General features: G+C 50.3%; 27 protein-coding genes and 3 pseudogenes. 6 read left to right on the top strand and 24 right to left on the bottom strand.

What is annotated here, in order from left to right; genetic code table 11:
- The first annotated feature begins 83 nt into the window (after nt 1-83).
- The 3 genes from ACSAMP_RS01445 (at nt 84) to ACSAMP_RS01435 (ending at nt 1,897) form a co-directional block, all read left to right on the top strand.
- Nucleotides 84-884 carry a cell wall hydrolase gene (locus ACSAMP_RS01445; protein ID WP_457799254.1) on the top strand — a complete coding sequence of 267 codons (801 nt, stop codon included), beginning with the start codon at nt 84-86 and terminating at the stop codon, nt 882-884.
- An 87-nt stretch (nt 885-971) separates the two neighbouring features.
- A complete protein-coding gene (locus tag ACSAMP_RS01440; protein ID WP_457799253.1) occupies nt 972-1,574 on the top strand; it encodes a minor capsid protein in 603 nt (200 codons plus the stop codon).
- A 2-nt stretch (nt 1,575-1,576) separates the two neighbouring features.
- Nucleotides 1,577-1,897, top strand: a complete 321-nt coding sequence (locus tag ACSAMP_RS01435; RefSeq protein WP_457799252.1) for a barstar family protein — start codon at nt 1,577-1,579, stop codon at nt 1,895-1,897.
- A 57-nt stretch (nt 1,898-1,954) separates the two neighbouring features.
- Here ACSAMP_RS01435 and ACSAMP_RS01430 read toward each other — a convergent pair whose 3' ends face one another.
- The 13 genes from ACSAMP_RS01430 to ACSAMP_RS01370 form a co-directional block, all read right to left on the bottom strand.
- Nucleotides 1,955-3,265, bottom strand: a complete 1,311-nt coding sequence (locus ACSAMP_RS01430; RefSeq protein ID WP_457799251.1) for an alpha-amylase family glycosyl hydrolase — start codon at nt 3,263-3,265, stop codon at nt 1,955-1,957.
- A 120-nt stretch (nt 3,266-3,385) separates the two neighbouring features.
- On the bottom strand, nt 3,386-3,754 hold the full coding sequence (locus ACSAMP_RS01425; protein ID WP_441796190.1) for a TSUP family transporter: 369 nt from the start codon (nt 3,752-3,754) through the stop codon (nt 3,386-3,388).
- The gene (locus ACSAMP_RS01420) at nt 3,754-4,119 is read right to left on the bottom strand and encodes a TSUP family transporter (RefSeq protein WP_441796189.1); all 366 of its coding nucleotides are present in this window, start codon (nt 4,117-4,119) and stop codon (nt 3,754-3,756) included. Before ACSAMP_RS01420 ends, ACSAMP_RS01425 begins: the two co-directional genes overlap by 1 nt.
- A 57-nt stretch (nt 4,120-4,176) precedes the next feature.
- Nucleotides 4,177-4,398 (bottom strand): hypothetical protein, encoded by a 222-nt coding sequence (locus ACSAMP_RS01415; protein ID WP_441796188.1) that lies wholly within the window; start codon nt 4,396-4,398, stop codon nt 4,177-4,179.
- Between the two features lie 897 nt (nt 4,399-5,295).
- Nucleotides 5,296-6,699, bottom strand: a complete 1,404-nt coding sequence (locus ACSAMP_RS01410) for a site-specific integrase (RefSeq protein ID WP_457799250.1) — start codon at nt 6,697-6,699, stop codon at nt 5,296-5,298.
- A 17-nt stretch (nt 6,700-6,716) separates the two neighbouring features.
- Nucleotides 6,717-7,583: a helix-turn-helix domain-containing protein gene (locus tag ACSAMP_RS01405; protein ID WP_457799249.1), complete on the bottom strand. Its 867-nt coding sequence runs from the start codon at nt 7,581-7,583 to the stop codon at nt 6,717-6,719.
- A 113-nt stretch (nt 7,584-7,696) separates the two neighbouring features.
- Complete coding sequence (locus ACSAMP_RS01400) at nt 7,697-7,915, bottom strand: helix-turn-helix domain-containing protein (protein ID WP_416259293.1); 219 nt, start codon at nt 7,913-7,915, stop codon at nt 7,697-7,699.
- Nucleotides 7,916-7,968: 53 nt separating this feature from the next.
- Nucleotides 7,969-8,367, bottom strand: coding sequence for a type II toxin-antitoxin system PemK/MazF family toxin (locus tag ACSAMP_RS01395; RefSeq protein WP_457799248.1), 399 nt, complete (start codon nt 8,365-8,367; stop codon nt 7,969-7,971).
- A 656-nt stretch (nt 8,368-9,023) separates the two neighbouring features.
- Nucleotides 9,024-9,311, bottom strand: a complete 288-nt coding sequence (locus ACSAMP_RS01390; protein ID WP_457799247.1) for a helix-turn-helix domain-containing protein — start codon at nt 9,309-9,311, stop codon at nt 9,024-9,026.
- An 875-nt stretch (nt 9,312-10,186) separates the two neighbouring features.
- Nucleotides 10,187-10,807: a LexA family protein gene (locus ACSAMP_RS01385; protein WP_457799246.1), complete on the bottom strand. Its 621-nt coding sequence runs from the start codon at nt 10,805-10,807 to the stop codon at nt 10,187-10,189.
- A gap of 134 nt (nt 10,808-10,941) precedes the next feature.
- Complete coding sequence (locus ACSAMP_RS01380) at nt 10,942-11,922, bottom strand: helix-turn-helix transcriptional regulator (protein WP_457799245.1); 981 nt, start codon at nt 11,920-11,922, stop codon at nt 10,942-10,944.
- 30 nt (nt 11,923-11,952) lie between these two features.
- Complete coding sequence (locus tag ACSAMP_RS01375) at nt 11,953-12,681, bottom strand: hypothetical protein (RefSeq protein ID WP_457799244.1); 729 nt, start codon at nt 12,679-12,681, stop codon at nt 11,953-11,955.
- A complete protein-coding gene (locus ACSAMP_RS01370; protein WP_457799243.1) occupies nt 12,678-12,983 on the bottom strand; it encodes a hypothetical protein in 306 nt (101 codons plus the stop codon). Before ACSAMP_RS01370 ends, ACSAMP_RS01375 begins: the two co-directional genes overlap by 4 nt.
- Here ACSAMP_RS01370 and tet(32) point away from each other — a divergent pair.
- A pseudogene (gene tet(32) / locus ACSAMP_RS01365) lies at nt 12,961-14,406 on the top strand (tetracycline resistance ribosomal protection protein Tet(32)); the annotation flags it as partial. The gene ACSAMP_RS01370 and the pseudogene tet(32) sit on opposite strands and share 23 nt — an antisense overlap.
- A gap of 286 nt (nt 14,407-14,692) precedes the next feature.
- Nucleotides 14,693-15,913, top strand: coding sequence for a tetracycline efflux MFS transporter Tet(40) (gene tet(40), locus ACSAMP_RS01360; protein ID WP_024407615.1), 1,221 nt, complete (start codon nt 14,693-14,695; stop codon nt 15,911-15,913).
- Nucleotides 15,914-16,067: 154 nt separating this feature from the next.
- On the opposite strand, the pseudogene ACSAMP_RS01355 reads toward tet(40), so the two are convergent.
- The 5 genes and pseudogenes from ACSAMP_RS01355 to ACSAMP_RS01335 all read right to left on the bottom strand — a co-directional run.
- Nucleotides 16,068-16,196 (bottom strand): annotated as a pseudogene (locus tag ACSAMP_RS01355) (Maff2 family mobile element protein); the annotation flags it as partial.
- Nucleotides 16,197-16,371: 175 nt separating this feature from the next.
- Complete coding sequence (locus tag ACSAMP_RS01350) at nt 16,372-17,001, bottom strand: RloB family protein (protein ID WP_457799242.1); 630 nt, start codon at nt 16,999-17,001, stop codon at nt 16,372-16,374.
- Nucleotides 17,001-18,167, bottom strand: coding sequence for an AAA family ATPase (locus ACSAMP_RS01345; protein ID WP_457799241.1), 1,167 nt, complete (start codon nt 18,165-18,167; stop codon nt 17,001-17,003). Before ACSAMP_RS01345 ends, ACSAMP_RS01350 begins: the two co-directional genes overlap by 1 nt.
- 312 nt (nt 18,168-18,479) lie before the next feature.
- Nucleotides 18,480-18,575 (bottom strand): annotated as a pseudogene (locus ACSAMP_RS01340) (Maff2 family mobile element protein); the annotation flags it as partial.
- An 87-nt stretch (nt 18,576-18,662) separates the two neighbouring features.
- Nucleotides 18,663-20,279 (bottom strand): recombinase family protein, encoded by a 1,617-nt coding sequence (locus tag ACSAMP_RS01335; RefSeq protein ID WP_002596236.1) that lies wholly within the window; start codon nt 20,277-20,279, stop codon nt 18,663-18,665.
- A gap of 225 nt (nt 20,280-20,504) precedes the next feature.
- On the opposite strand from ACSAMP_RS01335, the gene ACSAMP_RS01330 reads away from it, so the two are divergent.
- Nucleotides 20,505-20,705 carry a hypothetical protein gene (locus ACSAMP_RS01330; RefSeq protein ID WP_002596235.1) on the top strand — a complete coding sequence of 67 codons (201 nt, stop codon included), beginning with the start codon at nt 20,505-20,507 and terminating at the stop codon, nt 20,703-20,705.
- A gap of 64 nt (nt 20,706-20,769) precedes the next feature.
- Here the strand turns inward: ACSAMP_RS01330 and ACSAMP_RS01325 are convergent, their stop codons facing one another.
- Genes ACSAMP_RS01325 through ACSAMP_RS01300 form a run of 6 tightly spaced genes read right to left on the bottom strand, consistent with a single transcriptional unit; the run spans nt 20,770 to nt 25,056 of the window.
- Nucleotides 20,770-20,964, bottom strand: a complete 195-nt coding sequence (locus ACSAMP_RS01325) for a transposon-encoded TnpW family protein (protein ID WP_002596234.1) — start codon at nt 20,962-20,964, stop codon at nt 20,770-20,772.
- A 14-nt stretch (nt 20,965-20,978) separates the two neighbouring features.
- Entirely contained in the window at nt 20,979-21,821 is an 843-nt protein-coding gene (locus ACSAMP_RS01320) for an ATP-binding protein (RefSeq protein WP_002596233.1), read from the bottom strand.
- Nucleotides 21,818-22,669 (bottom strand): replication initiator protein A, encoded by an 852-nt coding sequence (locus tag ACSAMP_RS01315; RefSeq protein WP_002596232.1) that lies wholly within the window; start codon nt 22,667-22,669, stop codon nt 21,818-21,820. Before ACSAMP_RS01315 ends, ACSAMP_RS01320 begins: the two co-directional genes overlap by 4 nt.
- 15 nt (nt 22,670-22,684) lie before the next feature.
- Nucleotides 22,685-23,071 carry a cysteine-rich VLP domain-containing protein gene (locus ACSAMP_RS01310; RefSeq protein WP_002596231.1) on the bottom strand — a complete coding sequence of 129 codons (387 nt, stop codon included), beginning with the start codon at nt 23,069-23,071 and terminating at the stop codon, nt 22,685-22,687.
- The gene (locus ACSAMP_RS01305) at nt 23,061-24,686 is read right to left on the bottom strand and encodes a relaxase/mobilization nuclease domain-containing protein (RefSeq protein ID WP_002596230.1); all 1,626 of its coding nucleotides are present in this window, start codon (nt 24,684-24,686) and stop codon (nt 23,061-23,063) included. Before ACSAMP_RS01305 ends, ACSAMP_RS01310 begins: the two co-directional genes overlap by 11 nt.
- Nucleotides 24,658-25,056: a plasmid mobilization protein gene (locus ACSAMP_RS01300; protein ID WP_002596229.1), complete on the bottom strand. Its 399-nt coding sequence runs from the start codon at nt 25,054-25,056 to the stop codon at nt 24,658-24,660. Before ACSAMP_RS01300 ends, ACSAMP_RS01305 begins: the two co-directional genes overlap by 29 nt.
- Nucleotides 25,057-25,527: the final 471 nt, after the last annotated feature.

Below are 25,527 nucleotides of genomic sequence, written 5' to 3'. Positions count from 1 at the left end.
AGCGCTGGCCTATTCCAACATTTACTTGTTGCGCGGTGGGGTGAAAAAGGTTACAATTTGGTTACAAAAACAAGGAGGAACCAATGATAGATCGACGATGGAAGCGCCGCGCCGCCGCCCTTTTGGCCGCGCTGGCTTTGACCATACCCGCCCATGCCGCCCAGATCGAAGTGGACGGACAGACGCTAAGTGCAAGCGATGCCTGGGTGGAGGAGGGGACCAGCTATGTAACCCTGCGGGCTTTTTCCACCCTCACCGGGAGGACGCTGACCTGGACGGGGGAGGAGGCCCGGCTGGCCGGAGCGGGCCTGACTTTAGAGGCCGTCCCCGGAGCGCTCTACGTCACCGCCAATGGCCGGGCCCTGTATGTCCCCGGCGGGGTGCGGGTGGAGGATGGCGTGACGATCCTGCCCCTGTCCGTGCTGGCAAACGCCGCCGGGGCGGAACTTACTTGGGACGGGGAGAACGCCGCCGCCCGACTGAAGTTAGACGGGGCCGTGCCGCCCCAGGTCGACTATGACCAGACGGACCTATATTGGCTCTCCCGCGTCATCTCCGCCGAGAGCCGGGGGGAGCCCCTGCTGGGGCAGATCGCCGTGGGCAACGTGGTGCTGAACCGGGTGGCCAGCGGCCAGTTCCCCAACACGGTGAAGGAGGTGGTCTTTGACCGGAAATACGGCGTGCAGTTCGAGCCGGTGTCCAACGGGACCATCTATGACCAGCCCACCGACTCGGCGGTGCTGGCCGCCAAGCTCTGCCTGGAGGGGGCCGCCCCCGTGGGGGACAGCCTGTATTTCTACGCTCCCGCCCTGTCCGCCGGGACCTGGATATCCACCAGCCGCGCCTATTACGGCACCATCGGGTGTCATAAATTTTACGGATAAAGTTTATTATTAAAAATTTTTTAACTAGGTGTATGAAAAGGTGCAATATTCAAATTATTCCACAGAAGGGTAAAGGGGGAATAATTTGTGTATTTCAAACGTTTTAATGGTTGCATATTAAAACTGGATGACAGGCCAACGGAGAAGGGAGCATTAGATATTTTTATCCCGGAAACGTGCCAAAGCCGGAAGTGGAGACATTGGGTGGCTCAGCTTGATTCTAAATTATGCCCAGTTTGCCTTGAACGACATGGGACAGTTTACAAGAATGATGAAGAAGTTGATGTTGAGCCGCCTTTGCATGTTAATTGCAGATGTGCTATACTGCCGGTAGAAGCAATTAAACCTGGTTTTGCAACAGAAGAACGAGAAAATGGAGCGGATTATTGGCTGGCCTATAAAGGAATACTTCCTGACTATTATATTTCTAAAGAGGAGTTATACAAGTTAGGATGGAAAAATGGAAAGCCAATAAAAAAATTTGCGCCAGGGAAAATGCTTAGCGGGGGGATTTATCAGAATGACGATGGCCATTTACCAGATGTACCAGGTCGAATTTGGTTTGAAGCTGATTTGAATTATTATGAAGGTCGACGTAATGGCCATAGAATTTTATTTTCTAACGATGGTTTGATTTTTGTTACCTACAACCATTACCGTACTTTTTATGAAATTATCAAGGAGGTGTAAGGATGAATAAACGGACTGTTGTGACGCTGGATTTTCGGCCCTGCCGATATATTTCACAGATTTATCAGGAAATGCGCCTGAAAATGAAGTGGGATGAAGATTATGGGGAAAATCTCAGCGCCCTTTGGGATATCCTGTGGGGGATGCCCTACTATGGGGATGATTTTCTCATCCTGCGCCCTCTGCAGTATAACGGGATACCCCATGGTCAGAATCAGGAATTTACCCGCTATGTGGATAAAATCTGCGGTATCTTCCAGCGGGCCCAGGGAGAGGGCATTCTGAACGTGGAGATACAGTATCAAGAGGATATAGAACGATAACGAATGAATATAATGCAGCCGCCGGAGCATACGATCATGCTTTCGGCGGCTGTTTGTTTATCGTTCCATTTTCCAGAAGAAGGCGGAGCAGGGGGGCAGCTGACTGCCGCCGCCGAAGTCGTGGGTCTGGCCGGAGATCAGGTCCACCGCCTGGCCGCACCCGGCGTCGAAGTGGGCGTGGAAGGGCTGGTGGTCGGCGTTGATGGCCACCAGCACCCGCTCCTCCGGGCAGGCCCGCTCGAAAATCAGCTGCCGGTTGGTGAGCAGCACATTCCGATAGCCGCCATAGCACAGGGCGGGGCTGTTTCGTTTGGCGTGGGCCAATTTGGCGAGGAAATCGGTGAGGTCGTTCCACTCGGGGCGCTCCAAAGCGGGGCGCAGGGCGGCGTCCCCGTCCTTTTTCTCCCCCCGGATGCCCCACTCGCTGCCATAGTACACCGCCGGGACCCCGGGCATACCGAACATCAGGGCATAGGTCGGGCGCAGGTGGTCCGGGTCGTTCAGCTGGCTGGCGATGCGGGTCACGTCGTGGTTGTCCAGGAAGGACAGCAGGTGGGCGCCCTTGTACAGGGTCCACTGCTCCGGGCCAAACTGGCGGTTTAAGGAGTGGGCGATCTCGAACAGGTTCAGGGAGTTGAAGCTGGACCACAGGCCCTTATAGCACTCGTAGTTGGTCACGCTGTGGCACAGCTCCGGGCCCATCCACCGGTTATAGTCCCCGTGGAGGGTCTCGCCCATCAGGACGAAGTCGGGCTTCAGGCTCTGGGTGAAGCCGCGCAGCTGCTTTAAATACTCCGGGGGCAGGCAATAGGCCACGTCCAGCCGCAGACCGTCGATGTCAAAGCGCTCCACCCAGGAGCGGATGGCCTGGAACTGGTGCTCCACCACGGCGGGGTTGAAGAGGTTCAGCTTCACCAGCTCGTTGTGACCCTCCCAGCCCTCGTACCAAAAGCCGTCGTTATAATTGGTGTTGCCGCCGAAGTCCAGGCGGAACCAATCTTTGTATGGGCTGTCCCACTTCTTCTCCTGCACGTCCCGAAAGGCCCAAAAGCCCCGGCCCACGTGGTTGAGCACCCCGTCCAGCAGCACCCGCAGCCCCGCCCGGTGGAAGGCCCGGCACACCTGGGCCAGGTCGTCGTCCGTGCCCAGCCGGGGGTCTAAGTGAAAGTAGTCCCGGGTGTCATAGCCGTGGCGGTCACTGTCGAACACCGGGTTCAGCAGCACCGTGTCCGCACCAAGAGAGCGGATGTGCTCCGCCCAGTCCACCAGACGGAGAATGCGGTGCTCCAGACGCCCGTCGTTCTCCGCCGGAGCCCCGCACAGACCCAGCGGGTAAATTTGATAGACCACAGCTTGCTCAAACCACATGATAAAAACCTCCCTGCGCCCACGCGCCTTTGGCCCCATCATACGCCGTTTGCGGGAAAAGCGCAAGCGGTAGAGAGTTAGGAGTTAGGAATTAGGAGTTAGGAGGTGGGACTTAACTCATCACTCATCCTTCCTAACTTTTGAAAAGATCTCGTGGAGGCCGATGACAATCAGAAACGCTCCGAAGAGCTTGCGCAGGAGGGTCACCTCCAGTCCGGCGGACAGCCAGGCGGCCAGGGCGGCGCAGATGAGACCGGAGCCGATGAGCCAGGGCAGGGCCTTTGTGTCCAGATAGCCGTTTTTCCTGTGAGCAGGCAGGGCCAGCAGGGCGGCGGGGAGGAAGTAGAGCAGGTTGATCCCCTGGGCCAGGTGCTGGTCCGCCCCGGCCACAGCGGTGAGATAGACCAGCAGCAGGGTCCCACCCCCCACGCCAAAGCCGGACAGCACCCCCGTGGCCGTGCCCACCGCCAGGGGAATAAGCCAGGCCATCACAGCAGACACCGCACGCCGCCCCAGATGAGCAGCGCCCCGAACAGCCGCCGCAGCCAGTCCACCCGGGTCTTTTGGAACCACCGGCCCCCCAGCCAGCCCCCCAGGGTCCCGCCCAGCAGATAGGGCAGGGCGGCCATCACGTCCAGCCGCCCCCGGGCCAGATAGATGGCGGCGGACAGGACGCACAGGGGCAGGATCACCGCCACCGACGTGGCGAAGGCCCGCCGCTGGTCCAGTTTACACAGCTGGGTGAGCAGGGGGACCAGCACGCTGCCGCCCCCGCCGCCGAAAAAGCCGTTCACCAGCCCCGCCAGTCCCCCCGCCAGCAGCCAGCGAAACTTTTCTCGGGATAGGTTGGACATAATAATACCGCCCCCTTTTGCCCATAGTATGGCGAAAAGGGGGCGGCGTTATGTGAGTTAAAGCTGTTCCAGCTCCTTCAGCGTGTCCTGAATGGTCTTTTGGGGCAGATATACCGCCGCCATCTCGCTCAGCTGCTTCAGGGTCAGCACCCGGGCGGCCCCGGCCATGGGATGGCGCAGCAGCTTGCCAAACCGCCGCTGAAACACCGCCTTAGAACGGGGGTCATCCAACAGCTCCCCCACGGTGATGGTCTTGTTCCGCAGGTCCAAGTTTTTCACCTCCTACAGGGTAATCTATGCGGGGAAGGAAAAGAATGTGTGTCAGAATAGCTTTTACTGGAAGCTGCCCTGGTCATAACCCCGCAGCAGTAAAACTGGAAGAGATGTCAGCGTTCTTTGCTCGGTTTACGTAAGTATAGACGCTCTATGTATATAACGATATTCAATTTTATCTGCTATAACTGCGTGGTACTCAAAACATCCGCCTTTTTTGATTAGCAGGTTTTTTAGCACGATTTTTGGTCTGATTAGCAGGAAGGGTATTTTCATTAGCAAGAACGCCCTTTTTTCTGCTAAAAATTAGCTGGCGATTTTGTCTTATAACAACCGTTCGATTCTGGAGGGGTTGTCAAAAATCAAATTTTGGAGTAGAATTTTATCTCATACAGTGAAGGAGCTTTTTCGCAGCTTTTTATATAAGAAAAGCCGAAAACCCTTGAAAACAAAGGCTTTCGGCGTTGTTAGCTGGCGTCCCAGAGAGGATTTGAACCTCCGGCCCCACGCTTAGGAGAACTATTGAACAATTGTCATACATGTTCACCGGTGTTCAAAAAAGCCAGTAATCATCAGGCTTTTTTGCATTCCGAATCACTTCCTGTTCACCGAAGTTCACCGTTGTCGTTAGATGTTTACCCGCTCAAATTAGCAGTTTTTTAGATTTTGCTAAAAAAGGGAAGAAGAACAATTTTCATCTACCACCAATTTTAGCAGTTTTGAGTGCGAAAATCCAACCGCAATCGAACTGAAAATCGAAACATGTTTTCATCCAAATCCCTGAAAAGTATTTGCTGGGGAAGATGATAAAAAAGAGAGTATTGCATCCACGGTTCAAATGAAATCCAAGTTTACAATACTCTCTATGTAAGTGAAGGACCGGATTGATCTCCGGCCCTTCTTTTAATTTAGGCTTTTGGCCAGGCTCGTCAGCAGCGCAGCCATCTCCGGATTGCTGAGGATCTTTGCCAGCAGCTCAGGATCTACGCCAGCAGGGGCAGCCGGTCCCTTGTCTTCCGGCTCTGCCGATGCCTCAACACTCTCGACTCCCTTACCGCTGTAAAAGGCTCTCTCAAACAGTGCTGCGTTGTTCTTGCGGTCATCGTCCAGAATGTGCGAATACTGATCCGTAACCATCTGGGCTTGTGCATGGCCGGAATCGCCCTGAACCGATTTGATATCGCCGCCGTTCAGCTTCAGTTTATAAGTGATACTGGAATGGCGAAGACTGTGGAAAACGACCTTCGGCAGATCATTCTTTTCAATGAGCTCAGCAAAAAGAGCTGTGATGCGCGACTGCTCCGTCGGCATACCCAAGCCATTGGCCATGACAAGATCGAAATCTGCGTATTCACTGCCCAGAGCTTCTTTCGTGAAGTCCTGGTCTCTTTTCCATTCGACCAGCATCTCTGCTACCGTCTTCGGAAGGAAGATCTTTCGTGTACTGGTAGCCGTCTTGGGCTTCTTCAATACAAGAACCGTCTTGTTGCTTTCCCTCAGCTCCGGGAATACACGAAGAACATCCTTCTTTTCCAGGGTTTTCATAACGCTCTTGCTCACACGCTGCAGTTCCTTATTCACATAGATGCAGGCTTTTCCGGCAGCAATGCTTTCCGGAGAGATATCTACGCAATCCCAGGTCAGTCCCAGCAGTTCTCCAATTCGAAGGGAACAGGCAAAGGCCAGATTGATGGACAGCTTCAGCCGCTCATCCTCACATACTTCGATAGCATGAAACAGAGTCGGCGCATCCCAGATCTCGCGTTTTTTCGTTTCCGCTTTCGGGACCGTTGCATACATTGCCGGATTCTTCTCCATGAGTTCCCACTTTACAGCCTGGTGAAATGCGCTGCGAAGAACGTTATGTACTTTTCTTACAGTAGGGGGCGCAACAAAAACCACATCCTTCGATCCCTCCTTTTGCGTGATGCGGTGAACCGAGGGTGTTTTCAGAAGCTGCATATAATACTTTTCCAGAACACGCGCAGTTACGTCACTCAGCTTCATATTGCCGATGATCGGTGAGATATAATTTTCAATTAGGGCGGTATTGCCGGAATATGCAGACATGGACCATGTTGTCTTGCCGTAAAGAGAAACATACTCCTTCAGCAGCTCGTTCACTGTCTTACACTGATGAATGACCATGGTTCCTAATTCCTGCCGATATTCAATCTCAGCCTTTCGGCGTTTCGCATCTGCCATGGTCTTAAAGCTTTCCCATTTCTGCTTGCGTTTTCCGGTCGCTTCATCGTCGTAGAGATACACGACATTATAACGATTATTTCGTTGCACGATGGATGCCATTAGTAATTACTCCTTCCTTAATTTTCTCTCTCAAGCTTCTGCTGGAACAGGAACCATTTGATATCATCCCTGGAGATCATGTACTTGGTTCCATATTTCCTGGCTTCAAGTTCTCCTGTCTGAATCAACCTGCGGATCTCATTGTAAGTAAGATCCAGCAGCACAGCTGCCTCCTGCAGGTTGAACGCCGCCTTGGTTTCATCAACCTTCAAACGCGGCGTTACAGCTTCCTGCTGTTTCCGCTCAAGCGCAGCAATCTCCTGCGGGGACCGGTCACAAAGCTTGCGGTATCTGTTCTGACCTGCATACCAGCGCTCAAAGCTCTCCTTTGTTACGCGGCGTCGATCCGCGATATATACAAAGTCGAATTGGTCTTTATCTCTGCCGGTAAGCAGGATATTGTAAACTTCTTTCCTAGTGATTAAAAGCTGTCTGGCCATTTCAGGCATGGTTATAGATGCAGCTTCCAATTCTGCATCTCGCTCACGGTCTGCCTTTGTGCGGTACCTGGTCTGCGTCTTGTACCATGCCTCAAAAACATCCTTGCGGATTCGCATCCAATGATCGACATCAAAAGTTTCGATATCGTATCGCTTGATCAGATCATAAGCAATGCTGTCGGACACGCCCAACTCCTCAGCCAGCTCCTGCGGGGAATAGGAGTAGGATCTGAGCTCTTCTCCGGGCGGTGAGCCGTCCACCTTTTTGTACTTTACCTGGTTGGCATACCAGTGTTCAAAGCTGTCGATTACGATTCTCATCTTTCCTTCAACCATAACCGTTTCAAAGCATTGCTTATGTACAAGCCAGTAGGAGTCCGTCTTACGAAGCCCTAACATCCGCCGCATCTCCGGAACGGACATTGTAGTTTTCTTCTTGTCCATCTCTGGGTCCCTCCTTAGAAAGTGATAGCCAGGTCTTTCGACCTGGCTACATCGTAGCGGATATCATTTCTGAATGTTAGGATGTCACCGGGTAGCTTGACATCCTTGACAAATCAGAGCTTTTCATCCAGCCACGCATCAAAGCTCTTTTTAGAAATTCGGTAAGCAGTTCCGATCCTCATCCAGCGGAACTCCTTTTGCTCCAGGAGCTTGTATACAGTACCACGACTGATGCCGAGAATGATCTGCAGGTCTTCCACGGTATAGCAGCGCTTTTCCGTGACAGCGATGGCATTCTCTGCCGGTAATTCAAAGGTTTCCATAGCTTCCATCGTATCGTTCCTCACTTCCGTTCATAATTTGCTCTGTTCCATTGATATCCATATCAGGGGAACTCCACACACTCTGGGATGGGTAATGCGTCCTCCGGATTCAGATGAAGACTCACGCGGATGCTGTCATCGATGCGTTCCATATGTCTTTTGCTTGTACGTCCAAGATACTTGAGGACCTGGCACTTATTGATGGTGACGATCTGTTCCGCCTCGCTCATGGACGTTTCATTCAGCCCTCGCTGCTTCTTAATAACGTAATGCGTAGGCTGACCAAGCTTCTTCAGCTCCGTCGTAAGCGGCACCACGATCAGGGTGGGGCCAAAGAAATTACCACTGTTGTTCTGAATATTGATGACCGGTCGAACGCCGCCCTGAATGTTGCCGCGATGTTCGCCAAGATCAACCAGATAAATGTCACCACGCCGATAGTTCCAATCTTTTTTTAGCATGATTTTCCTCCTTATTCAGTTTTATGTAAAAGGGCAGAAATCGCTTCCTGCCCAGGAAAGCCACCATAGGCTTAATCTCAATCAATATGTTATCCCCACATTTGTCCTCGACACCCCTGGGAACGGGCAGACGCTCTGGCCTGCCGGGAATACATTCAGGCGTCTGGCTGCTACCAGATCCATGGGAATCTAACCCCTCCGTGGTTCTCACCGAGCTGCGTACAGAAGTATCATTGTGCTGTGATGGATCAATGCTGTATACCGGAAGCAATCCGATACTTACAGGCCGGTTCACACCTTCGCCTGCCGGATGGCAGGCAGTGCGTTTCGCCGCTGATGTAGCTCCTCATCACAGGTTCGTGCCTGAAGAATGATATGTAGTTTTCAAGGTTCATGTCCGGAGTTTTCTTGGCTCCTTACATGTTCAAGTTTAATGGATAGGGGAGTATTTCTTTAGGTACTGGCTGTACGGGTTACCCGCCCTGGTTGTACGGATTTTCTATATTTTTTTCAGCAAAAGGGAGTTGCGGCAAATAACAATAAATAAAAGCAAGATCCAGACACTGCACGACCACGAATAATGCGTACCGTTTGTGATATGGAAGAATTTAATCAGTTATAACTGATTAAATCGGAATGTAGGATCTCGCACGGATTTACAGGCTTTTTGCGATTTCTGTCAGCTGAGCCACCACATCCAGAAGCTTCGTGCGGCTGTCCACATTGTCGTGATCTTTCCCCATGAGCAGATAGTCGGTACTCACATGAAAGTAGCAGGCCATAGCCACAATCAGGTCGATAGACGGTTTTCTCTTACCGCGCTCCATCTTGCTGAGATGCTCCAGGCTGACATTCAGAGCCTCGGCAAGCTCCTCCTGCGTCATTCCCTGGGCTTTACGGAGAGTCTGTAAACGGGTCGAGAAATCATTTGCGTCAAAGTACATACTGTTTTCCTTTCCGCCTGCTGCGGAAGAGCAAAGGATACCATTGCCCACAGTACGTTCCTGACCTCGGTCCCGGAAAAATGGGTGCACCAAAGTAAGGGTACCGATACTGCTGTTTCGAAAAACGAAAAATTTTTATTTTTCGAAAGTGAGCAATATATGTATCCTCAGCCCTTAATGCATGTCAGGCTTTCGATATGATGTTTGAGTTTCGAAAGCCTTGCCGGAATAAAAAAGAGACCACCGGCAAGGCGGAGATCCTAACTGTGTAGGAATCCCGTCTTGTCGGCAGCCTCTCATGTATGTCTGGTTTAACTGACCGATCTTACGGCATGTGACCTGGAGATGGATTTATGTAGCCTGTTTCATCTCAACCATTCCGTCGTTATGCCACGTTCATTTAGTTGTTTTAGATATGCTCCTGACCGGCTGGGGCATAGATGTCGATGCGGTCATGCCTGCGTCCCATCGATTTGCTGACCATCACGGCTCCGCATCTGTCGCAAGTCATTCGGGTTATGCCATCTTTGCCTTCATAGCCAATCACTAACTGGCGGCAGTTGGGGCAGTATATCTTTCTCGAGCGCCATACAAAGTTTTCATGTGGCACTTATTTAACTCCCTTCTTATCTACATGTGTGTACGCAATCGGCAGGTACGACCTGCGCCTGCAGATTTCGGATTACAAATACCGGAATCTGCTTTTTTGTCTGCGGTTCCCAGCAGTATTTTGCTGTATGACCGCAGTGCTCGCATTCCATCCAGCCATCCGTCTCTTCAAGAAACAGGCTGTGATTGACTACGCCGCATACCGGGCATTTCACGTCATATGTATTCATAATCTCGTACTTCACCTCCGGTGATAACAATATTCGTTATAATGCTTTGATTACGTGCTTGGCTACGCCCTGGATGATCAGCTGCTTCACGCGGATCTCTTCGTCCGGATATTTTGCCTGATTCCGATACTCAAGAATGGCTTCCTGAGTATCTTCATCGATTCCGGCGTAAACCTTCAATGTGCTTTCGCTGTAGCCGGTAAGGGCAACAACGATATCACCAATCTCAGCATTGCAATCTGTCCTGATAACGACCAGATCTCCGCTATCGATACCCGCATCAACCATGGAATCACCGGAAGCCTCCAGAATATAGTACCGGCCATTCCCGAAAAGGGAAACAGGAAGGCTGACATATTCACGAATGTTTTCTTCCTCTGTCTGCGCGGAACCACAGGGAATGGATCCAACAAGAGGACAGGGGGCAGAATCGGGAGCAAATTTCTTGATCATAGGAGTACGAATGGTACGAGACTTACCATCGTATTCGAGCATTCCACGGTTGTCCATTTCGACCAGGTAGCGAAAAACAGTCGTTTTAGGAATACCTACACCCAAAGCAATCTCATTTACAGAGGGTGTGGTATGTTTGTCGCAGAAGTATTGATCAACATAGGAAATGATGTTTTGCATCGTTTCTGTGCTCATAGCTCTCATGGTTTTAATTCCTTTCTCTCGATAACGGAACGAATCGTTCCATTGACTGTATTATAATACCCCTTGCTCCGGGAAGCAAGGGGTGATTTGTTTAATGGAACGCAGGTGCGCAGAATTTTGTGCAGTAGTGCGAATTACATCTCGTTCAATGCATTGACGAGCATTTCCTTGTATGTCTCAGCAACATTCTGCGGTCCTTCAACTTTGATTTTTCCGTTGAATCCGAACACCCAGCTGTAGAAAGTGGTGCTGGGGCATACACTGACCGTTGCTTTGAAATGTTCGTCATCCACAACCATGGTTTCGAAATCGCTGCCAAACTTATCGATGAGATACTTCATCACCGACACATGGCAATACAGCTGCACGGAAACCGGCTCATCGGTATCATACATACGGAAGACATGTTTGCTGTAGTCTGCCGGAGTATAATCTTCTGGGGGCATTACCGCAATCTGGTTAAGGATCTTCGGCTGCTCCGCGATGCGATCCAGGCGGAAATTCCGCATTTCCTGACGCTCATCGCAGAAGCCGCGCATGTAATAGTAATCTCCGTCCCAGATCAACGTGTACGGACTAACCGTATACGGATTGCCGTCGTTTGTGACATAGCGCTGCTTTGCGATATCGAAATCAGTGTAGTAGAACGAGATCTTCCTCTTGGTGTCGATCGCTTCGTTGATTGCATCGACGATGTAATATCCATGTTCATTCTCAGATTTCACGCGCCCTGCAGCATAGATATGCCGACGGAGTTTTGCTGCATTCTGAGAATTGGTCAGAGTAAGCAGCTTGGTAATCAGCTCTTCGCTTTTTCTCTGGGTGATGAACTTGGAGGACGCGATTGCATCGACCAGCACCTTTAGTTCCGGCAGCTCATACACATGTCCATCATAGTAGTACTTGTTCTGCGTAGACTCATAGTGCTCGATATGAAGGCCGCAGTCATGGAGCATAGCAAGATCATCACTGATCGTGTTGCGGGAGACCTTGAAGGAATAGTCTTCTTTGAGGATCTTCATCAGCTCGGCGGTCGATAATGTATGCTCGGCATCGGTGTGTTGAACAAGGTGTTGATATAAGTATAGAATTCTTAGTTTTGTGCCATTTCCCATTCGATATTCCTCGCTTGTAAAGCAGCTCTGCTATTTCTGTATTAATGAGAAGTACTCCTCGAGAATACGTTCGCAACGTGCTTTTATAAACGCATTTGTTTCTAAATCAATTCGGCTCCAAATGGGGGAGGCTATTCTAACAACGGCTAAATCACGATTGTATGTCATAAACCCCTTGTTCGTGAGAACAGTAATCGGATATCGTACAATTGTCTTTCCTGCTTGGTTGCGATCATTCGGATATTTTACGAATGAACTATCATCTTTTTCTCTTAAGAGACCTGCTGCCGCGCGTTCCTGATAATATGTGAGGAAATAGTCTACAATATCAGAAAGAGACATTTCTCCATTGCTGGACGCCCCGTTAAGCAGAGCCATGATAAGAACTGGTTTGTAAGAATAATTTACTCTCATATGAGATATCTCTTGCATAAAGCTTTCATAGAGAGTAGAACTATCTTTATCACGAGTATTCAAAAACTGTTCAACAGTATCTTTTGTAAACAGTGGAACTACTCGATCTGCTACAACATCGCCGGTTTCGATTGCTTTCAGAAAATCGGCTTCTTCAACATTGAAAATGCGAGCAATTTGAGAAACTGTAAAATATTCTGATTCCTTGGATTGCGGATCCAAAAGACTCCTGGAACTCTGATTACGTTTCTTTGCTAACGCCTCTAGTAAAGAAATAGGATCTCCAAAATCACTGTCTTTGAAATCTTCAATATTTATACTGGTTATAGAATTAGTCTCCATCATATACCCCTTTGCTTCTTTAACATTTTCATAAGAGCAATTGGATCATCCAACATCTCGAAAGCATTCTTGTCCACGTCGGAATCTGTCAAATAAGTAGAGGTTGTTGCTTCACTATGGCTATGCTCTGATGTATATGCTGTATCGTAGGCTTTCTGCGCTTCAAAGAGTAATTCCAATGGATTGATTTCATTCGCCTTAATATAGCTAAATTCATCCATATAATTCTGAACATCATCCAAGAAACATTCCTTATCAAAATATTGTTCCTCATTACGATCTTCCCTGTCGCCAAAGATAACCATGACCGATATTTCTGATTTAGACAAATGGGATATGATTATTTCCGGAAGCGATGAACTATTAGAACGATATGTTGCAGAGGATTCTTTGGATATACAGGAATTACAATATGAAAAGTGCAAAAGAACCAGATGCTGCTCTTTGTTTCCTGTTTATCATGGGAGTGCAAAAGACAATTTAGGAACAGAAAAACTGATTGAAGCGATTATAGAAACTTTCATTACAGAAACGGACGATATTCAGTCTGAATTATGTGGATATGTTTTTAAGGTTGAGTATACAGAGCGGAAAAAACGGCTTTCTTATTTACGCCTGTATCATGGGACGCTCCATTTACGGGATACCCTGCTGCTGTCAAAAAAGGAAAAAATAAAGATTACAGAAATGTGTATTCCGTCAAATGGTGAAATCGTCCCGGCTGACCATGCCTGTCCGGGAGAAATTGTTATTTTAGCTGATGATACTTTGAAACTGAACGATATCCTGGGAAATGAAAAACTCCTGCCTCACAAAACACGGATTGATAATCCCATGCCATTACTTCGGACAACGGTAGAGCCGCAAAAGCCGGAGCAAAGGGAAGCCCTGTTAAATGCCCTCGCAGAGATTGCTGATACAGACCCTCTTTTGCATTTTGACATTGATACTGTTACCCATGAGATTATGTTATCTTTTTTGGGAAAAGTACAGTTAGAAGTTATTTGTTCGCTATTAGAAGAAAAATATCATGTGGGCGTGGCTATGAAAGAGCCTTCGGTTATTTATCTGGAAAGACCGCAAAAAAAAGCGAGCTGCACGATTCATATTGAAGTGCCGCCGAATCCGTTTTGGGCATCTATTGGTTTGACTGTAACACCGCTTCCTGTTGGAAGCGGAACACAATATAAAAGCGAGGTATCTCTCGGCTATTTAAACCAAAGTTTTCAAAATGCCGTCATGGAGGGTGTGCGTTATGGAATGGAGCAGGGCTTATATGGCTGGGGAGTGACAGACTGCCAAATTTGTTTTGATTATGGAGTTTATTACAGCCCGGTCAGCACCCCCGCTGATTTTCGTTTTCTTGCGCCTGTCGTGTTGGAGCAGGCATTGAAAAAAGCAGGGACACAACTGTTGGAACCATACCTTTCCTTTACCCTTTTTGCACCGCAGGAATATCTTTCACGGGCTTATAATGATGCACCAAAGTATTGCGCAATCATTGAATCAACCAGACTTGAAAAAGATGAAGTTATTTTTAAGGGTGAAATCCCTGCCCGTTGTATCGGTGAATATAGGAATGATCTGAATTTTTATACAAATGGAAGAAGTGTCTGCATTACAGAATTAAAAGGGTATCAGGAAACTTCCGGCGAGCCTGTATTTCAGCCACGCCGCCCGAACAGCCGTTTAGACAAGATCCGGCATATGTTTCAGAAGATAATGTAACGTCTTGCGCAATGCAAGCGTTCATTGCTGGCTATTGCGAAATATCCCAGAAGGCCGGCTCCCAAGGAGGAAACGTCAATGATCCTGCCTTCAGTGATTATACCTCTATATTTTGTCTGGTGCATTAAGGAAACCTCAGACACGGTAAATATGTCCTATAACTTCTGATGGAGGGGGAACTCCTCCTTCCGTTATATCTATATAGATTTATTAGATTGGACTTTGTAACTATTAACCAGTAGTCGTTCTTGACTACACCATTATTATACTAGGAGAATGTAACTTCATGTTTGCTAAAAATTCAAAGGCATATTCTGTCTACCTGCTGTTCCGATTTGTCTGTTCCCTGGCGGTTTCTATGTCCACAGTGCTTTCCATCGTGTACCACCTGGAGGTGGTGCAGCTGGATGCTTTCCAGCTTGTCCTGGTAGGGACGGTTCTGGAGACCTCCTGCTTTCTGTTCGAGATACCCACCGGTGTGGTGGCGGATTTGTATAGCCGTCGGCGCTCGGTGCTGATTGGAATGTTCCTCTACGGCCTGGGCTTTCTGATGGAGGGTGCGCTACCGTGGTTCGCGCCGGTTCTGCTGGCCCAGGTTGTCTGGGGTTGCGGTGATACCTTCATCACCGGCGCTCTGGAGGCGTGGATTGCCTCGGAGGAAGAGGACAAACCCATAGACAAGGTGTTCCTGCGGGGCAGTCAAATGGGGCAAATCGGCGGCGTTCTGGGCGTGGTGCTGGGCACACTGCTGGGAAACATAAACCTGCAAATGCCTGTCATCTTGGGGGGCAGTTTGTGCTTGTTGTTGGGGCTGGTGATGGTTCGCATCATGCCAGAAACCAACTTCTCCCCTGCTATTGAGGAACGGCAGGGCTTGCTTAAAGACTTTGTCTGCCTGTTCAAGCTCAACCTGGGCTTTGTGAAAGGCGCACCTGTGTTGCTGGCGCTCTTAGCAATCACACTATGCGGGGGACTTGCCAGTGAAGGCTTTGACCGGCTCTCCACCGCTCATTTTCTGGATGACACGGTAATACCCGTTATCGGGCCGCTGAACAGCGTCACTTGGTTCGGTGTTATCAGTCTTATCGGCAACGGCTTAGGTATTCTGGCTTCTCAGTTGCTCATCGCCCGCATGGAGAAAAAAGGGACTGTCAGCCGAACCAGTGTGGTCATGTCCACCAGCGCCGGGTATATCCTGTGCCTGGTTCTCTTCGCGGTGGGGCGGAGCTTTTGGTTCATGTTGTTGGTGTTCCTGCTGGCGGGGCTTATGCGCACCATCAAGGAGCCTGTGCTGGCCGCCTGGATGAACGACCATGTGGATGAGAAAATGCGCGCCACAGTCTTTTCCACCAGCGGACAGCTGGACTCTTTCGGGCAGATCATCGGCGGGCCTATTGTGGGGCTGGTAGCCCAGCAGGTGTCCATACCCTGGGGGCTGGTCTGTACCGCTTTCCTGCTGTTGCCCGCGCTGTTCTTAGTGCCGGTGGCGGGAAAGAAGCGGGATTGATATGGCATAGTTAAGTTTACTGACGAGCGGGAGATTACTTCCGCTCGTCTTCATTTAGTAGCGCAAAATTTGAGGACTCTTTATTTCCTTATTCGGTATAGCGGAGGCGGCTGTCAATTCGACATAATTTTCTTGTGATACTTTACCGTACATGAGCATTGGCACCGGGGTTATCGTTGCCGTAACCCTCCAGCAGGTTGATCGCTCCCCAGATACCGAGACCGGCACCGAGAGCCACAACGAGAGTCTGCAGTACACCGACTGCTGCGTTAAAAAATGCCATACGTTTTCCTCCTTTGCCCGGTCCCGAAGTTTTATTTGCGGATGACCGGACCATTTGTAATGAAACTTGTGGATAGAAAAAGCCCTTCCCGTGGCCGCGTGTGCACCTGCAGCCGGAGAAGGGCAGAAAAATAGCCGGAACCGATGATCAGTCAGTTCCGGCTATGTAAATATTCCTATATTCTTTTACTATTCAAAAATTCAACCAATTCATAGACTGTTGTTACTGGATTACTATCTCGACAGATTACAGCAACCTGATCTCTGGTTAATCGTTCCACTCGTTCCCTTGCGTACTGGATAGCTTCTGGCTGATGTTTCTGTAATTCTTCAAAAACATCCACACTCTTGCCGTAGTTTTCCAGGTAGCCTTTGCTCTTTAAGATGTCAATTACCGTGGCAGAATCTTTCAAATATCCATTCCGTTTCTCAAAATGGAGCAAATACCAATATTCAAATGCCGGATTGGAATATGCGATTTTGTACCCATGCTTCTCTGCATAAGAAATTGCTGCCTGAAGCTCTGAGTCTTTATTATCATCACAGTCGAATACGCACCAAAGCTGATCTCCGTCTTTCGGGTAATAATCTGCTTGAGAAATCAAAGCCTTTGCGTGCTTTACCAAATGTTCCGCTGCCTTATGCTTTGATGAAATTGGGATAATATCTACCAGACAGTTCCGTGAACGAAAGTGTTTGAAATAAAGAGTCTCAGTTTCTTTACCCTCACAGATAATATAAACGATCGGTTTACGCTTACGCTGCTTAACTTTGTTCGGATCATACTCTTTTCGCATCTTACTCATCAGGCATTACCTCCGATAAAAGGGATTGCGCCAAAACGCCCTTGGAGATAACCCTTCCGTACGTTTTCACCTTTTCGTGGCGAAAAAGATGCCAATGAGTAAAGCTCTGTCGCACAAGTCTCATCATTTTTTTCAGCAAACCAGATTTGATCTCTACGGAAGAAATTCAGGTCGAGCAGCATTGCGTCATGTGTTGTAAAAATCAGCTGCGCTCCCTTTGTATTGATGGCCTTATCCTGCACCATTTCAATCAATCGTCTGGTTAAAAGAGGATGCAGACTATCTTCAATTTCATCAACAACTAAAAGAGCTCCGTTTTCAAGTGCCTGCAGCCATCCGCCAATGCGGGCAAAAAAGTGTTGCGTACCAACAGATTCCTGCTCCATTAAAAGCTGGAAGTATTCTGTTGTGCCGTCCTCGTTAATAATTCTATGTGTTGTCGTAATGACCGGTATTTTACCAGAAGTGTTCTTGATTGTAACATCGGTAATTCCAAGATCGGCGAGCAGCAATTCTTTTAAGATTCGAGCTTTCTTATCATCACCGCTGACAATCTGAGCAACGGTTTCTGATGTGGCGGGCTCTTCATCCATCAGGAAGGTCAACTTTTCCAGGAACCACCGATAAGCATTTTCCGTCTGCGGCAAATTCCAGTCGTTAGAGGATACCAGATAGAGCTTATTGTCCGGTGTTCGATTGCTAAGAGTTACCTGCTCATTTACATTTTCACGGAACTCATATACTCCATTTTCTCTGGAAAAAACTAAGGCTTCACGACCATTAGGCCAATGATAAAGATATTCTCTGTAAATCTTTTTTGCATCAAAAGAGAAGCCGTATGTGTAGCGAACTCCCTGAAAAATGAATGTCATCTCAAAGGAAGTAGGTTCCTTTGTTACTCCAAAGGGTTCCCAAGGCAGCTTTTGCCCCTTAGAGACTTTTGCTGCATTTCCCACAACCATTTCCTTCATCGTCATCATTGCGTGCAATACATTGCTTTTTCCGGCCGCATTGGCACCGTAAATTGCAAGTACAGGCAACAATGCCTTTTTGTCGTCGGGATGAAGCAAATATTCTTCGAATGACTTATCCTTAGAGGCTGCAAAGCTGATTACGGCACTGTTCTTTATTGATCTATGATTTTCTACTGTAAACTGAATCAACATAAATGAATACCTCCATCCATTCTCAGTATTCGAGTTTTCAGTCAATATTATAACAGTTAAAAATGCCTGGGTCAATATTTATATCTTGTTTTTGCGGAATTTCTGCAAAAATCGCAATTAAATTTTACGATTGCAATTTCTTCGTGTTTATTCTCTTCTCTCTACATACTTTTTTTCAGTATGTAAAAGGGCGGCTCACCGCCGCCCTCATCGTTAATATTCTGTGCTCAATAAACCGCAACTCCTGCTGATTTTCATTTACTTTTCGGGTTGTGTCGAATTCTGTCCCTTTCAGTTTCAGAATACCGTCGTTTACCCGAAAAGTCCGGAAAGCAAAGGTACCAGCGTGATACCGATGAGTGCCACACCGCCACCGGCCATGAGCTGCTTCATGCCTTGGGATTTTGCTTATGTGTGATAAAGAAGCAATAGAAGTGCAAAAAATTTTGCCGTTCCTATCCGACACTTGGCCATTGTGTCGGATAGGTCGGGCGGTTATTCGGGCAAGTCAATCTTGCCGACAAAGCTGTAATAAATCTCAATGTCCTGCCTGCGGGTGCCGTTCTCATCATAGCTGCACTCATGCACCACAATTTTCTCGATCATTTCCCGCAAGAGAGTGGGGGTCAGTTCTTCAAAGGCAAGGTGCTTGCGGACAATGCCCATAAATTTCTCGGCGTTGACGGTAGCTGCCTGTGACTTGTCCAGTTCGGCTTGCAGGGCGGCGGCTCTCTTTTTCAGCTCCGCTTGCTCGGCTTCGTAGTCAGCCGACAGTTCCATGAAACGCTCATCGCTGATTTTGCCGTTTACATTGTCCTCATACAGCCGCTTGATAATGCGGCTGATTTCAGAAATGCGTTCCTGCGCCTGTTCAAGCTGCTTGATGGCTGCGGCGGTCTTTCGCTTGCCGCCGATCTCGTTCTGCTGGACAAGTAGTTTCACAAACCGGCTCTCATGCTTGGCTGCGTATTCGGTCACTTGCCGGAGATTTGCCAGGACACCAGCGGTCAACAGATCGGTGCGGATAAAGTGCGCCGTACAGTTGCGGGTGCGCTTCTTGTAGCTGCCGCAGATGTAGCAGTCCTGTTTGCGGTCTTTGTTCTGATACCGCTGCTGATACAGCACATGGCCGCAGTCGGCGCAGAACAAAATCCCGGAGAACAGCCCCACTTCATCGTAGCGGTTCGGGCGTTTGCGCTGTTTGCGTAACTCCTGCACCCGTTCCCATGTTTCCTTGTCGATGATCGGCTCATGGTGGTTCTCGAAAATGGCCTGCTTCTCGACGGGGTTCTCTATGCTGTGCTTGACCTTATAAGAAGGCTTTTCCGTTTTGAAGTTCACCAGACATCCGGTGTACTCTCGGTTTTCGAGGATATGAACGACGGTGTTGGTCGCCCATTTGCACTCATAGCCTGGGTGATAACGGCGGGTGCTGCCTGTCCGCTGATATTCCAGCGTCCCCGGCGTGGGGATTTGCTGCTCCGTCAGCATACGGGCAATCTTGGTCGGGCCGTTCCCGGCAAGGCAAAGCTGGTAAATCTGCTGCACCACCGGGGCGGCTTCCTCGTCTATAATAAAATTCTCGTCCTCGTCCATCACATAGCCGTAAACCGGCTTGCTGGTAACAGGCTTGCCGCTCATGCCTTTTGACTTTTTCACTGCCTTGATTTTCTTGCTCGTATCTCTCACCAGCCATTCATTGAACAGATTTCGCAGCGGGGTAAAATCGTTGTCCATGCCCTCGCTGGCACTGTCCACATTATCGTTGACAGCGATAAAACGCACACCCTTTTGAGGGAACAGCATTTCCGTGTAAAACCCTACCTGCAAGTAGTTTCGCCCTAACCGGCTCATGTCCTTGACGATGACCGTACCCACTTTCCCGGCTTCAATGTCCGCAAGCATGGCTTGAAATCCGGGCCGCTGGAAGTTCGCGCCGGAAAAACCGTCGTCGGTGTACCAGCGCAGATTGGTAAAGCCGTTCTGTTTTGCGTAGGTTTCGAGTATCCTTTTTTGGTTCGATATGGAATTACTCTCGCCTTGCAATTCATCCTCGTGGGACAATCTCGGATAAAGGGCGGTAATGAGGTTTTGGGTGGCTTGTCTTAACATAAAATCCTCCGTTTCCGACAGCCAGCCCCACTATTCCGTGGTTTCATTGTACCACGGAACGGCGGGGGCTGTACAGCGGCAAAAGCGTTAAATTTGCTTCTTTACAGCTTTTCAATTTTCCGATTTTTATGGTATGGGTTGTCGTCCCATATTTGCAGTAGAAAAGTTCATAACTCCGTGGTATACTCTGATTTAACAAAAAAATCAGAAGTTAAAGGAGAAAACATGAAGTATACAATAGATGAATTAACCGCGGCCAAAAGGCAAATTGATTCAACTCTGCACAAGCTAAGAGAAACAGTAAAAACATTTGAATCAAAGGATAATTCCGAGCGTTATAAATCACAAATCACATTGGCAAAGAGAAGAATAAAAGCCTTTGAAATTGCAAATTATTTTATAGAGAATGAGATTAAGAATTGCTAAAGCACTTCCGATTTTCGTTCCAGCGGTCATGCTCCCTGGCATGGCCGCTTTTCCATGCCCCGGTTCACGCCGGATAAGTCGGCTCCTGTGTAGCAGCGGCTTCCGCTTCCAGTACCCGCGCCATTTTGTCGGCGGCTGTGGTTGTGGTGTCTTTCTTGAAATAGCCGGACACGACAAGGACGGAATTGCCCATGCGGATTTCCGTCACACAGTCAGGGCGGCGGGTGGTGCGGGTGTCGTGCTGCTTGTTATCTGCCATAGGCAATACTCCTTTCAGTCGGTAATCAGTTTCTTCATGCTCTCCATTTTCCGCTTGGCGGTTTCCTGCCGGAAGTTGTCGCCGGTAAAGCGTACCGGGACGCACATGGAAAGCAGGCGGTCATAAATCCGGGAATGGGCGGTGTCCTCCGGGTTGTGCAGGTCGTCCAGCGTAAGGTTGGTCGTGACGATCAGCGGCTTGCCGCTGCGGTAACGGCTGTCAATCACATTGAACACCTGTTCCAGCCCGTATTCCGTCCCGCGTTCCATGCCGAAGTCGTCAAGGATCAGCAGCGGATAACGACAAAGGCGGGAAATGTACTCGTTGCGCCCCTCAAAGCTGGCGGCAAGGTCATTGAGGATAAGAGCAAAGTTCGTCATGCGGACGGGGATTTCTTTCTCCATGAGGGCGTTTGCGATACAGCCTGCAAGGTAGCTTTTGCCGGTGCCTACGCCGCCCCAGAACAGGCAGCCGATATTGTCTGTCCGCATATCTTCCCAATGCTCCACATACCGGCGGGCAAGCCCGGTCTGCGGGTTCCTGCCGTTGTCGTTCTCGAAAGTCCAGTCCCGCATGGTGGGGTCGGTAAAGCCCCGGCGTTTCAGTTCTTCCACGGTGTCAAGGTGTCTGCGCCGCTTTTCGGCGGCTTCCCGTTCCTCGCGGGCGGTTCTCTGGCAGTCGCACTCTGCCGGGTGGCGGTCGCGCCCGAAGATAGCGGCCTTATCCGGCGCAAAATAGGCTTCTTTCGGCTTGCGGCACTTGCCGCAGTACAGTAAACCGTCCTCGCCGGTGTAGTCCTCCGGCTCCGGGATGGTGGTCGTCATATTCTCCAAAACCGCGTTGATTTCATTCTTCATAAACTCTCGCCCTCCTTGCATGAGTAGTCTGGTATGCCCTTTTTAGGGGCTTCCTTTTTGTCGTTCCCCGCCCATATCCGCAGGGCGGCGGCATAGTTCTGGTAGCTTTTCCCGTTGGCGGCAAGGTAGCGGCTCATTTCCTCGATGAACCGTTCCAGCCTGTCAGGGTACTCTGCCTGCAACTCGTCGTATTCGGTCTGTGACAGAAAAATATTTCCATATCGGCCATAGGGCGCGGACGGCCCCCCACTCACTCCCTTTGTTTGGCTCTCTGTAAGGTTGTTTATAGTAGTTTGGTTAGGGGACGGTTTTCCGACCATCATAAGGTCGGTTTTCTGACCATCAGTAGGACGGTTTTCCGGCTCTATGAGGGGCGGACTTCCGGCCATCAGTTGGTCTGAAAACTGTACCTGTGGCACTGGCGGTACTTTGACATAAAGCCGGTTCGGTGCGGAGAAGCCGCCCCGTTCCCGTTCCAACAGCCCCGCCGTGTCCAGTTCATTAAGCGCCCCCTTGATGGTGGTGCTGCCTTTATCCAGTATTTCTGCTATCTCCGCGATGGGATAGATAATATAAATCCTGCCCTCGTCGTCCAGCCACTTGTTTTTCTGGGAGAGGGTGGAACGGTCTAACAGCAGCGAATACAGCAGCTTGGCGGTCTGTGAAATCTCCATTTTCAGCAGGAAACGGGGATACGGCAGATAGGCGGGCAGCCGCGTGTCTGCCCTGATATAATCAGCGATAGGATCACCTCCCTGTGTTCGGGTTGATTTTGGCGTATTGTCACGCATTAAAACGCCGTTTCCGGGGGAAAAGGATAAATGTATCGCGTACCCTTTGACACCCACGAAAAAAGCCTTGATTTATGCGGGTTTGAAAGGCTCTAAAGCGTGACATCTCTGCCTTTGTTTCCGCTTTCTCTCGGCGGCTTTGATTTTCTTCATGCGCCCGGCGCAGTCGGGGCAGTATTTTCCCCGGTTGGATTTGGGGACAAAGGCCGCCCCGCAGACGGCACACCGTTTCCGGCTTCCCCGGCACAAGAGGGCTGCGGCCAGCTCCCCGTCAAGGGGCAGGACAGCCACACGGAACCAGTGGCACATGAGGGAAAAGGAAATGCTCTGGACGCACACGCAAGGCTCCCCGTCGTCCAATAGCAGGCAGTTCCCCTCATCGTAGTTACAGCACTCATGTACCAGCCGCCGCGCCCGCCGGTGCTGGCGGTAGTCCATGTGGGGCAGGTTATCGCTCATGGCTCTGCTCCTTTCTGCGGTGCGGCTCGTCCCGGCGCAAAATCTGGTCGATGTTCCGCTTGACGGTCTGCAACTCCTTGAACCGCTGTTTCTGTTCGTGATAGGTGTTATACAGGCCGTCTTTCTCGGAGATAAGCTGCTCGATCTCGGCCTGCAACGCTTTCCGGGCGGGCAGCTTGGTAATGCCATGCGCCTTGAAATACCGGGCTGCTGCGTCGGCTATGATAAAATCGCTCTCATGGGCCTGCCGGTATGCGGCGCGGGCTTTCTCGGATTTCTGTGCCCGCAGCCCGTCGCGGGCGGCCTTGGTCTGGGCGTAGGCCAACACCTGCCGCTGCAACTTCTTTTTCCCTTGCAGCTTCGTTTCCAGTGCTTTCAGTTCGCCGCTGGTCTGGCGCATTTTCTGATAGGCGGTGTCAACGGCGGCTTCTAACTGCTCCGGGGAAGTAAAGCCGTATTGCTGGTAGACGGACAGCGTTTTGGCGGCCTGCTTCAGATTGTGTATCTTCGCCCAGCGTTCATAGCCCCGGCCTTTGCCCTCGGCCATTTTCTGCTCAATGTCCACAAGCCGCTGCACTCCGTCCTGTTTCGGGGCGGCTATCTCGGCTCTGGCAACCTGCAAGCGGTCTTTTATGGTGCGTGGGGGATCGGGGGATCTGGCTGGCGCTTCGGCTGCTCTGGCGGCGTTTTGCTCTAAAACGGCAAAGACAGCGGCGCGGTCAAAATCGTCGCCCAGCTTCCGGGCGGTAATTGGCTTTGTCCTGTCCGGCGTGAGGTAGGAAAGCCGCCCCCGGCTCTCCTTGACGGTCACACCCTCCTGCAGCAACAGAGAGGAAAACTCGTCAAAGCTGGCGGCGGTGGCAAGGGCTTTCCGTAGGGTCTGCCGCAGCTTCTCCTTGTTCGTTTCAAACTTGGTCTGCCGGGGCGTGATACTATCGGCAATCATGGGGGCGTTCTGCTTGTCCAGCGCGGCCTGTCCCTTTTTCTGCGCCCAATACTCCCGGTCGGTGACGCGGTTCTTGCTGCCGTTCAAGAGGTCGATTTGATAAAGCCCCTCCCGGTGGCACATCTCCATGACTTCGGATTTGAAGTAGCGCAGGGCAGCGTCGGTACATCGGTGCTTGCAGCCGACTTTCGTATCGGCCGGCCTGTCCATGTAGGGCAGGAACGGCACTTCCTCAATCCGCAGGCTGTTTATGACGATATGCACATGAATGTTGCCGCTGTGGTTATGCCCGTCCGGGTGGGTGCAGACAAGGGCCTGGTGGCCGGGAAAATGCTCTTTACAGAATTGTTCCCCCAACGCCTGCGCCCGGTCTACGGTCAGGCCGTTGTCCGGCCCGTCCCGCGGGTCAAAGCTGATGATGTAGTGGTGGCTTTTCACATCTTCCCGCCGCTGGTTTTTCTGATAGCGGAGATTGGCCCGCATACACGCAACGGCAAAATCCTCCCCGTCGCAGTTCAGCGTGGACAGCCGGTAGTCCTCGCGGGGGATAAGCCTGCCGGTTTCATCAAGGACGGGCTTCATGGTAAACTCGTCATGCTCAAAGAGAAGATATTGCTCGGCGGCTCCGTAGTCGGCGTTTTTAGAGTTGATATGCTTGAGTGTTGCCAACCGCGTCACCTACTTTCTTGAGGACTTCATACTTGAGGACGGCAAGGTCGGATATGGCGGCGCGTACCTCGCCGGAAAGGGTGTTGTAGGGTACGCCGTATTCGTTCAGATACCGGGCAATCTGATTGAGGTTGCCGCCGATCCTGCCGTACTCGGCTGTCAGCTTCCCGACAGCGGAAAGCAACTCGTCATTGACCGACGACACATGGACAACCGGGCGTATGGTCGCCCGCCGTATCGCCTGCCGGAGAAATTCGGACTGGCTGATACCATAGGGCGCAAGCCGCGCTGTGAAGTCGGCATACTCATCTTCGGACAGCCGGGTTTTCACAACGCGGCTGCGGTGGGGCGTGTTGTATTTCTTTCGCATGGTGTGACCTCCTTTCTCGCCCGTAAGGGCGCATGAGCAGGGTTTGGGGAAGGCACTCCCCAACAAGTTCCCCGCGAGGGGCAAAACTGCAGAATTGCGGATTTTGGCACCGTGGTAGAAACTTGCTCTCCGTGACTGCAAACTTTCTCTCACTTCCGTCCGCCACTTTTTTGGAAAACTGCAACCACAAAAGTTTGTTTCTCTTTTTCTGCTACTACTAATCCTGTAAAGGGCATTCCTGCCCGCTTTCGCTAAAATGACACCGGACGCAGTGGTTTCTACCCGGTGTTGGAGAAATCCTTTCTCTTTGCCCTCTACTACGGGTAAATGCTCCAAATGCCAAACACCAGGGCAGAAAAATTCCCTCCTCGCTTACTACTACAACCGGCAGGGGGCAAAATGGCCGGGAGCGGAGCCGGACAACAAAAAAAGCAGTAAATCTTTTTCAAGACTTACTGCTTTCGCTGGCCG

The organism is Flintibacter sp. SJQ-8, from assembly GCF_054108085.1.
The sequence above is the reverse complement of the archived record's forward strand: the minus strand, read 5'-3'. Positions and strand labels throughout refer to the sequence as shown.

Excerpts from the sequence above, each read along its gene's own strand:
- ACSAMP_RS01400 (WP_416259293.1), bottom strand. The coding sequence starts at position 7,915 with ATGGAAGCTATGGAAACCTTTGAATTACCGGCAGAGAATGCCATCGCT.
- ACSAMP_RS01335 (WP_002596236.1), bottom strand. The coding sequence starts at position 20,279 with ATGTTAAGACAAGCCACCCAAAACCTCATTACCGCCCTTTATCCGAGA.
- ACSAMP_RS01385 (WP_457799246.1), bottom strand. The coding sequence starts at position 10,807 with ATGAGAGCTATGAGCACAGAAACGATGCAAAACATCATTTCCTATGTT.
- ACSAMP_RS01395 (WP_457799248.1), bottom strand. The coding sequence starts at position 8,367 with ATGCTAAAAAAAGATTGGAACTATCGGCGTGGTGACATTTATCTGGTT.
- ACSAMP_RS01320 (WP_002596233.1), bottom strand. The coding sequence starts at position 21,821 with ATGAAGAATGAAATCAACGCGGTTTTGGAGAATATGACGACCACCATC.
- ACSAMP_RS01375 (WP_457799244.1), bottom strand. The coding sequence starts at position 12,681 with ATGATGGAGACTAATTCTATAACCAGTATAAATATTGAAGATTTCAAA.
- ACSAMP_RS01300 (WP_002596229.1), bottom strand. The coding sequence starts at position 25,056 with ATGCGAAAGAAATACAACACGCCCCACCGCAGCCGCGTTGTGAAAACC.
- ACSAMP_RS01445 (WP_457799254.1), top strand. The coding sequence starts at position 84 with ATGATAGATCGACGATGGAAGCGCCGCGCCGCCGCCCTTTTGGCCGCG.
- ACSAMP_RS01370 (WP_457799243.1), bottom strand. The coding sequence starts at position 12,983 with ATGGTTATCTTTGGCGACAGGGAAGATCGTAATGAGGAACAATATTTT.
- ACSAMP_RS01390 (WP_457799247.1), bottom strand. The coding sequence starts at position 9,311 with ATGTACTTTGACGCAAATGATTTCTCGACCCGTTTACAGACTCTCCGT.
- ACSAMP_RS01425 (WP_441796190.1), bottom strand. The coding sequence starts at position 3,754 with ATGGCCTGGCTTATTCCCCTGGCGGTGGGCACGGCCACGGGGGTGCTG.
- ACSAMP_RS01405 (WP_457799249.1), bottom strand. The coding sequence starts at position 7,583 with ATGGACAAGAAGAAAACTACAATGTCCGTTCCGGAGATGCGGCGGATG.
- ACSAMP_RS01345 (WP_457799241.1), bottom strand. The coding sequence starts at position 18,167 with ATGTTGATTCAGTTTACAGTAGAAAATCATAGATCAATAAAGAACAGT.
- ACSAMP_RS01380 (WP_457799245.1), bottom strand. The coding sequence starts at position 11,922 with ATGGGAAATGGCACAAAACTAAGAATTCTATACTTATATCAACACCTT.
- ACSAMP_RS01310 (WP_002596231.1), bottom strand. The coding sequence starts at position 23,071 with ATGAGCGATAACCTGCCCCACATGGACTACCGCCAGCACCGGCGGGCG.
- ACSAMP_RS01435 (WP_457799252.1), top strand. The coding sequence starts at position 1,577 with ATGAATAAACGGACTGTTGTGACGCTGGATTTTCGGCCCTGCCGATAT.
- ACSAMP_RS01350 (WP_457799242.1), bottom strand. The coding sequence starts at position 17,001 with ATGAGTAAGATGCGAAAAGAGTATGATCCGAACAAAGTTAAGCAGCGT.
- ACSAMP_RS01420 (WP_441796189.1), bottom strand. The coding sequence starts at position 4,119 with ATGTCCAACCTATCCCGAGAAAAGTTTCGCTGGCTGCTGGCGGGGGGA.
- ACSAMP_RS01330 (WP_002596235.1), top strand. The coding sequence starts at position 20,505 with ATGAAGTATACAATAGATGAATTAACCGCGGCCAAAAGGCAAATTGAT.
- ACSAMP_RS01325 (WP_002596234.1), bottom strand. The coding sequence starts at position 20,964 with ATGGCAGATAACAAGCAGCACGACACCCGCACCACCCGCCGCCCTGAC.
- ACSAMP_RS01410 (WP_457799250.1), bottom strand. The coding sequence starts at position 6,699 with ATGGCATCCATCGTGCAACGAAATAATCGTTATAATGTCGTGTATCTC.
- ACSAMP_RS01430 (WP_457799251.1), bottom strand. The coding sequence starts at position 3,265 with ATGTGGTTTGAGCAAGCTGTGGTCTATCAAATTTACCCGCTGGGTCTG.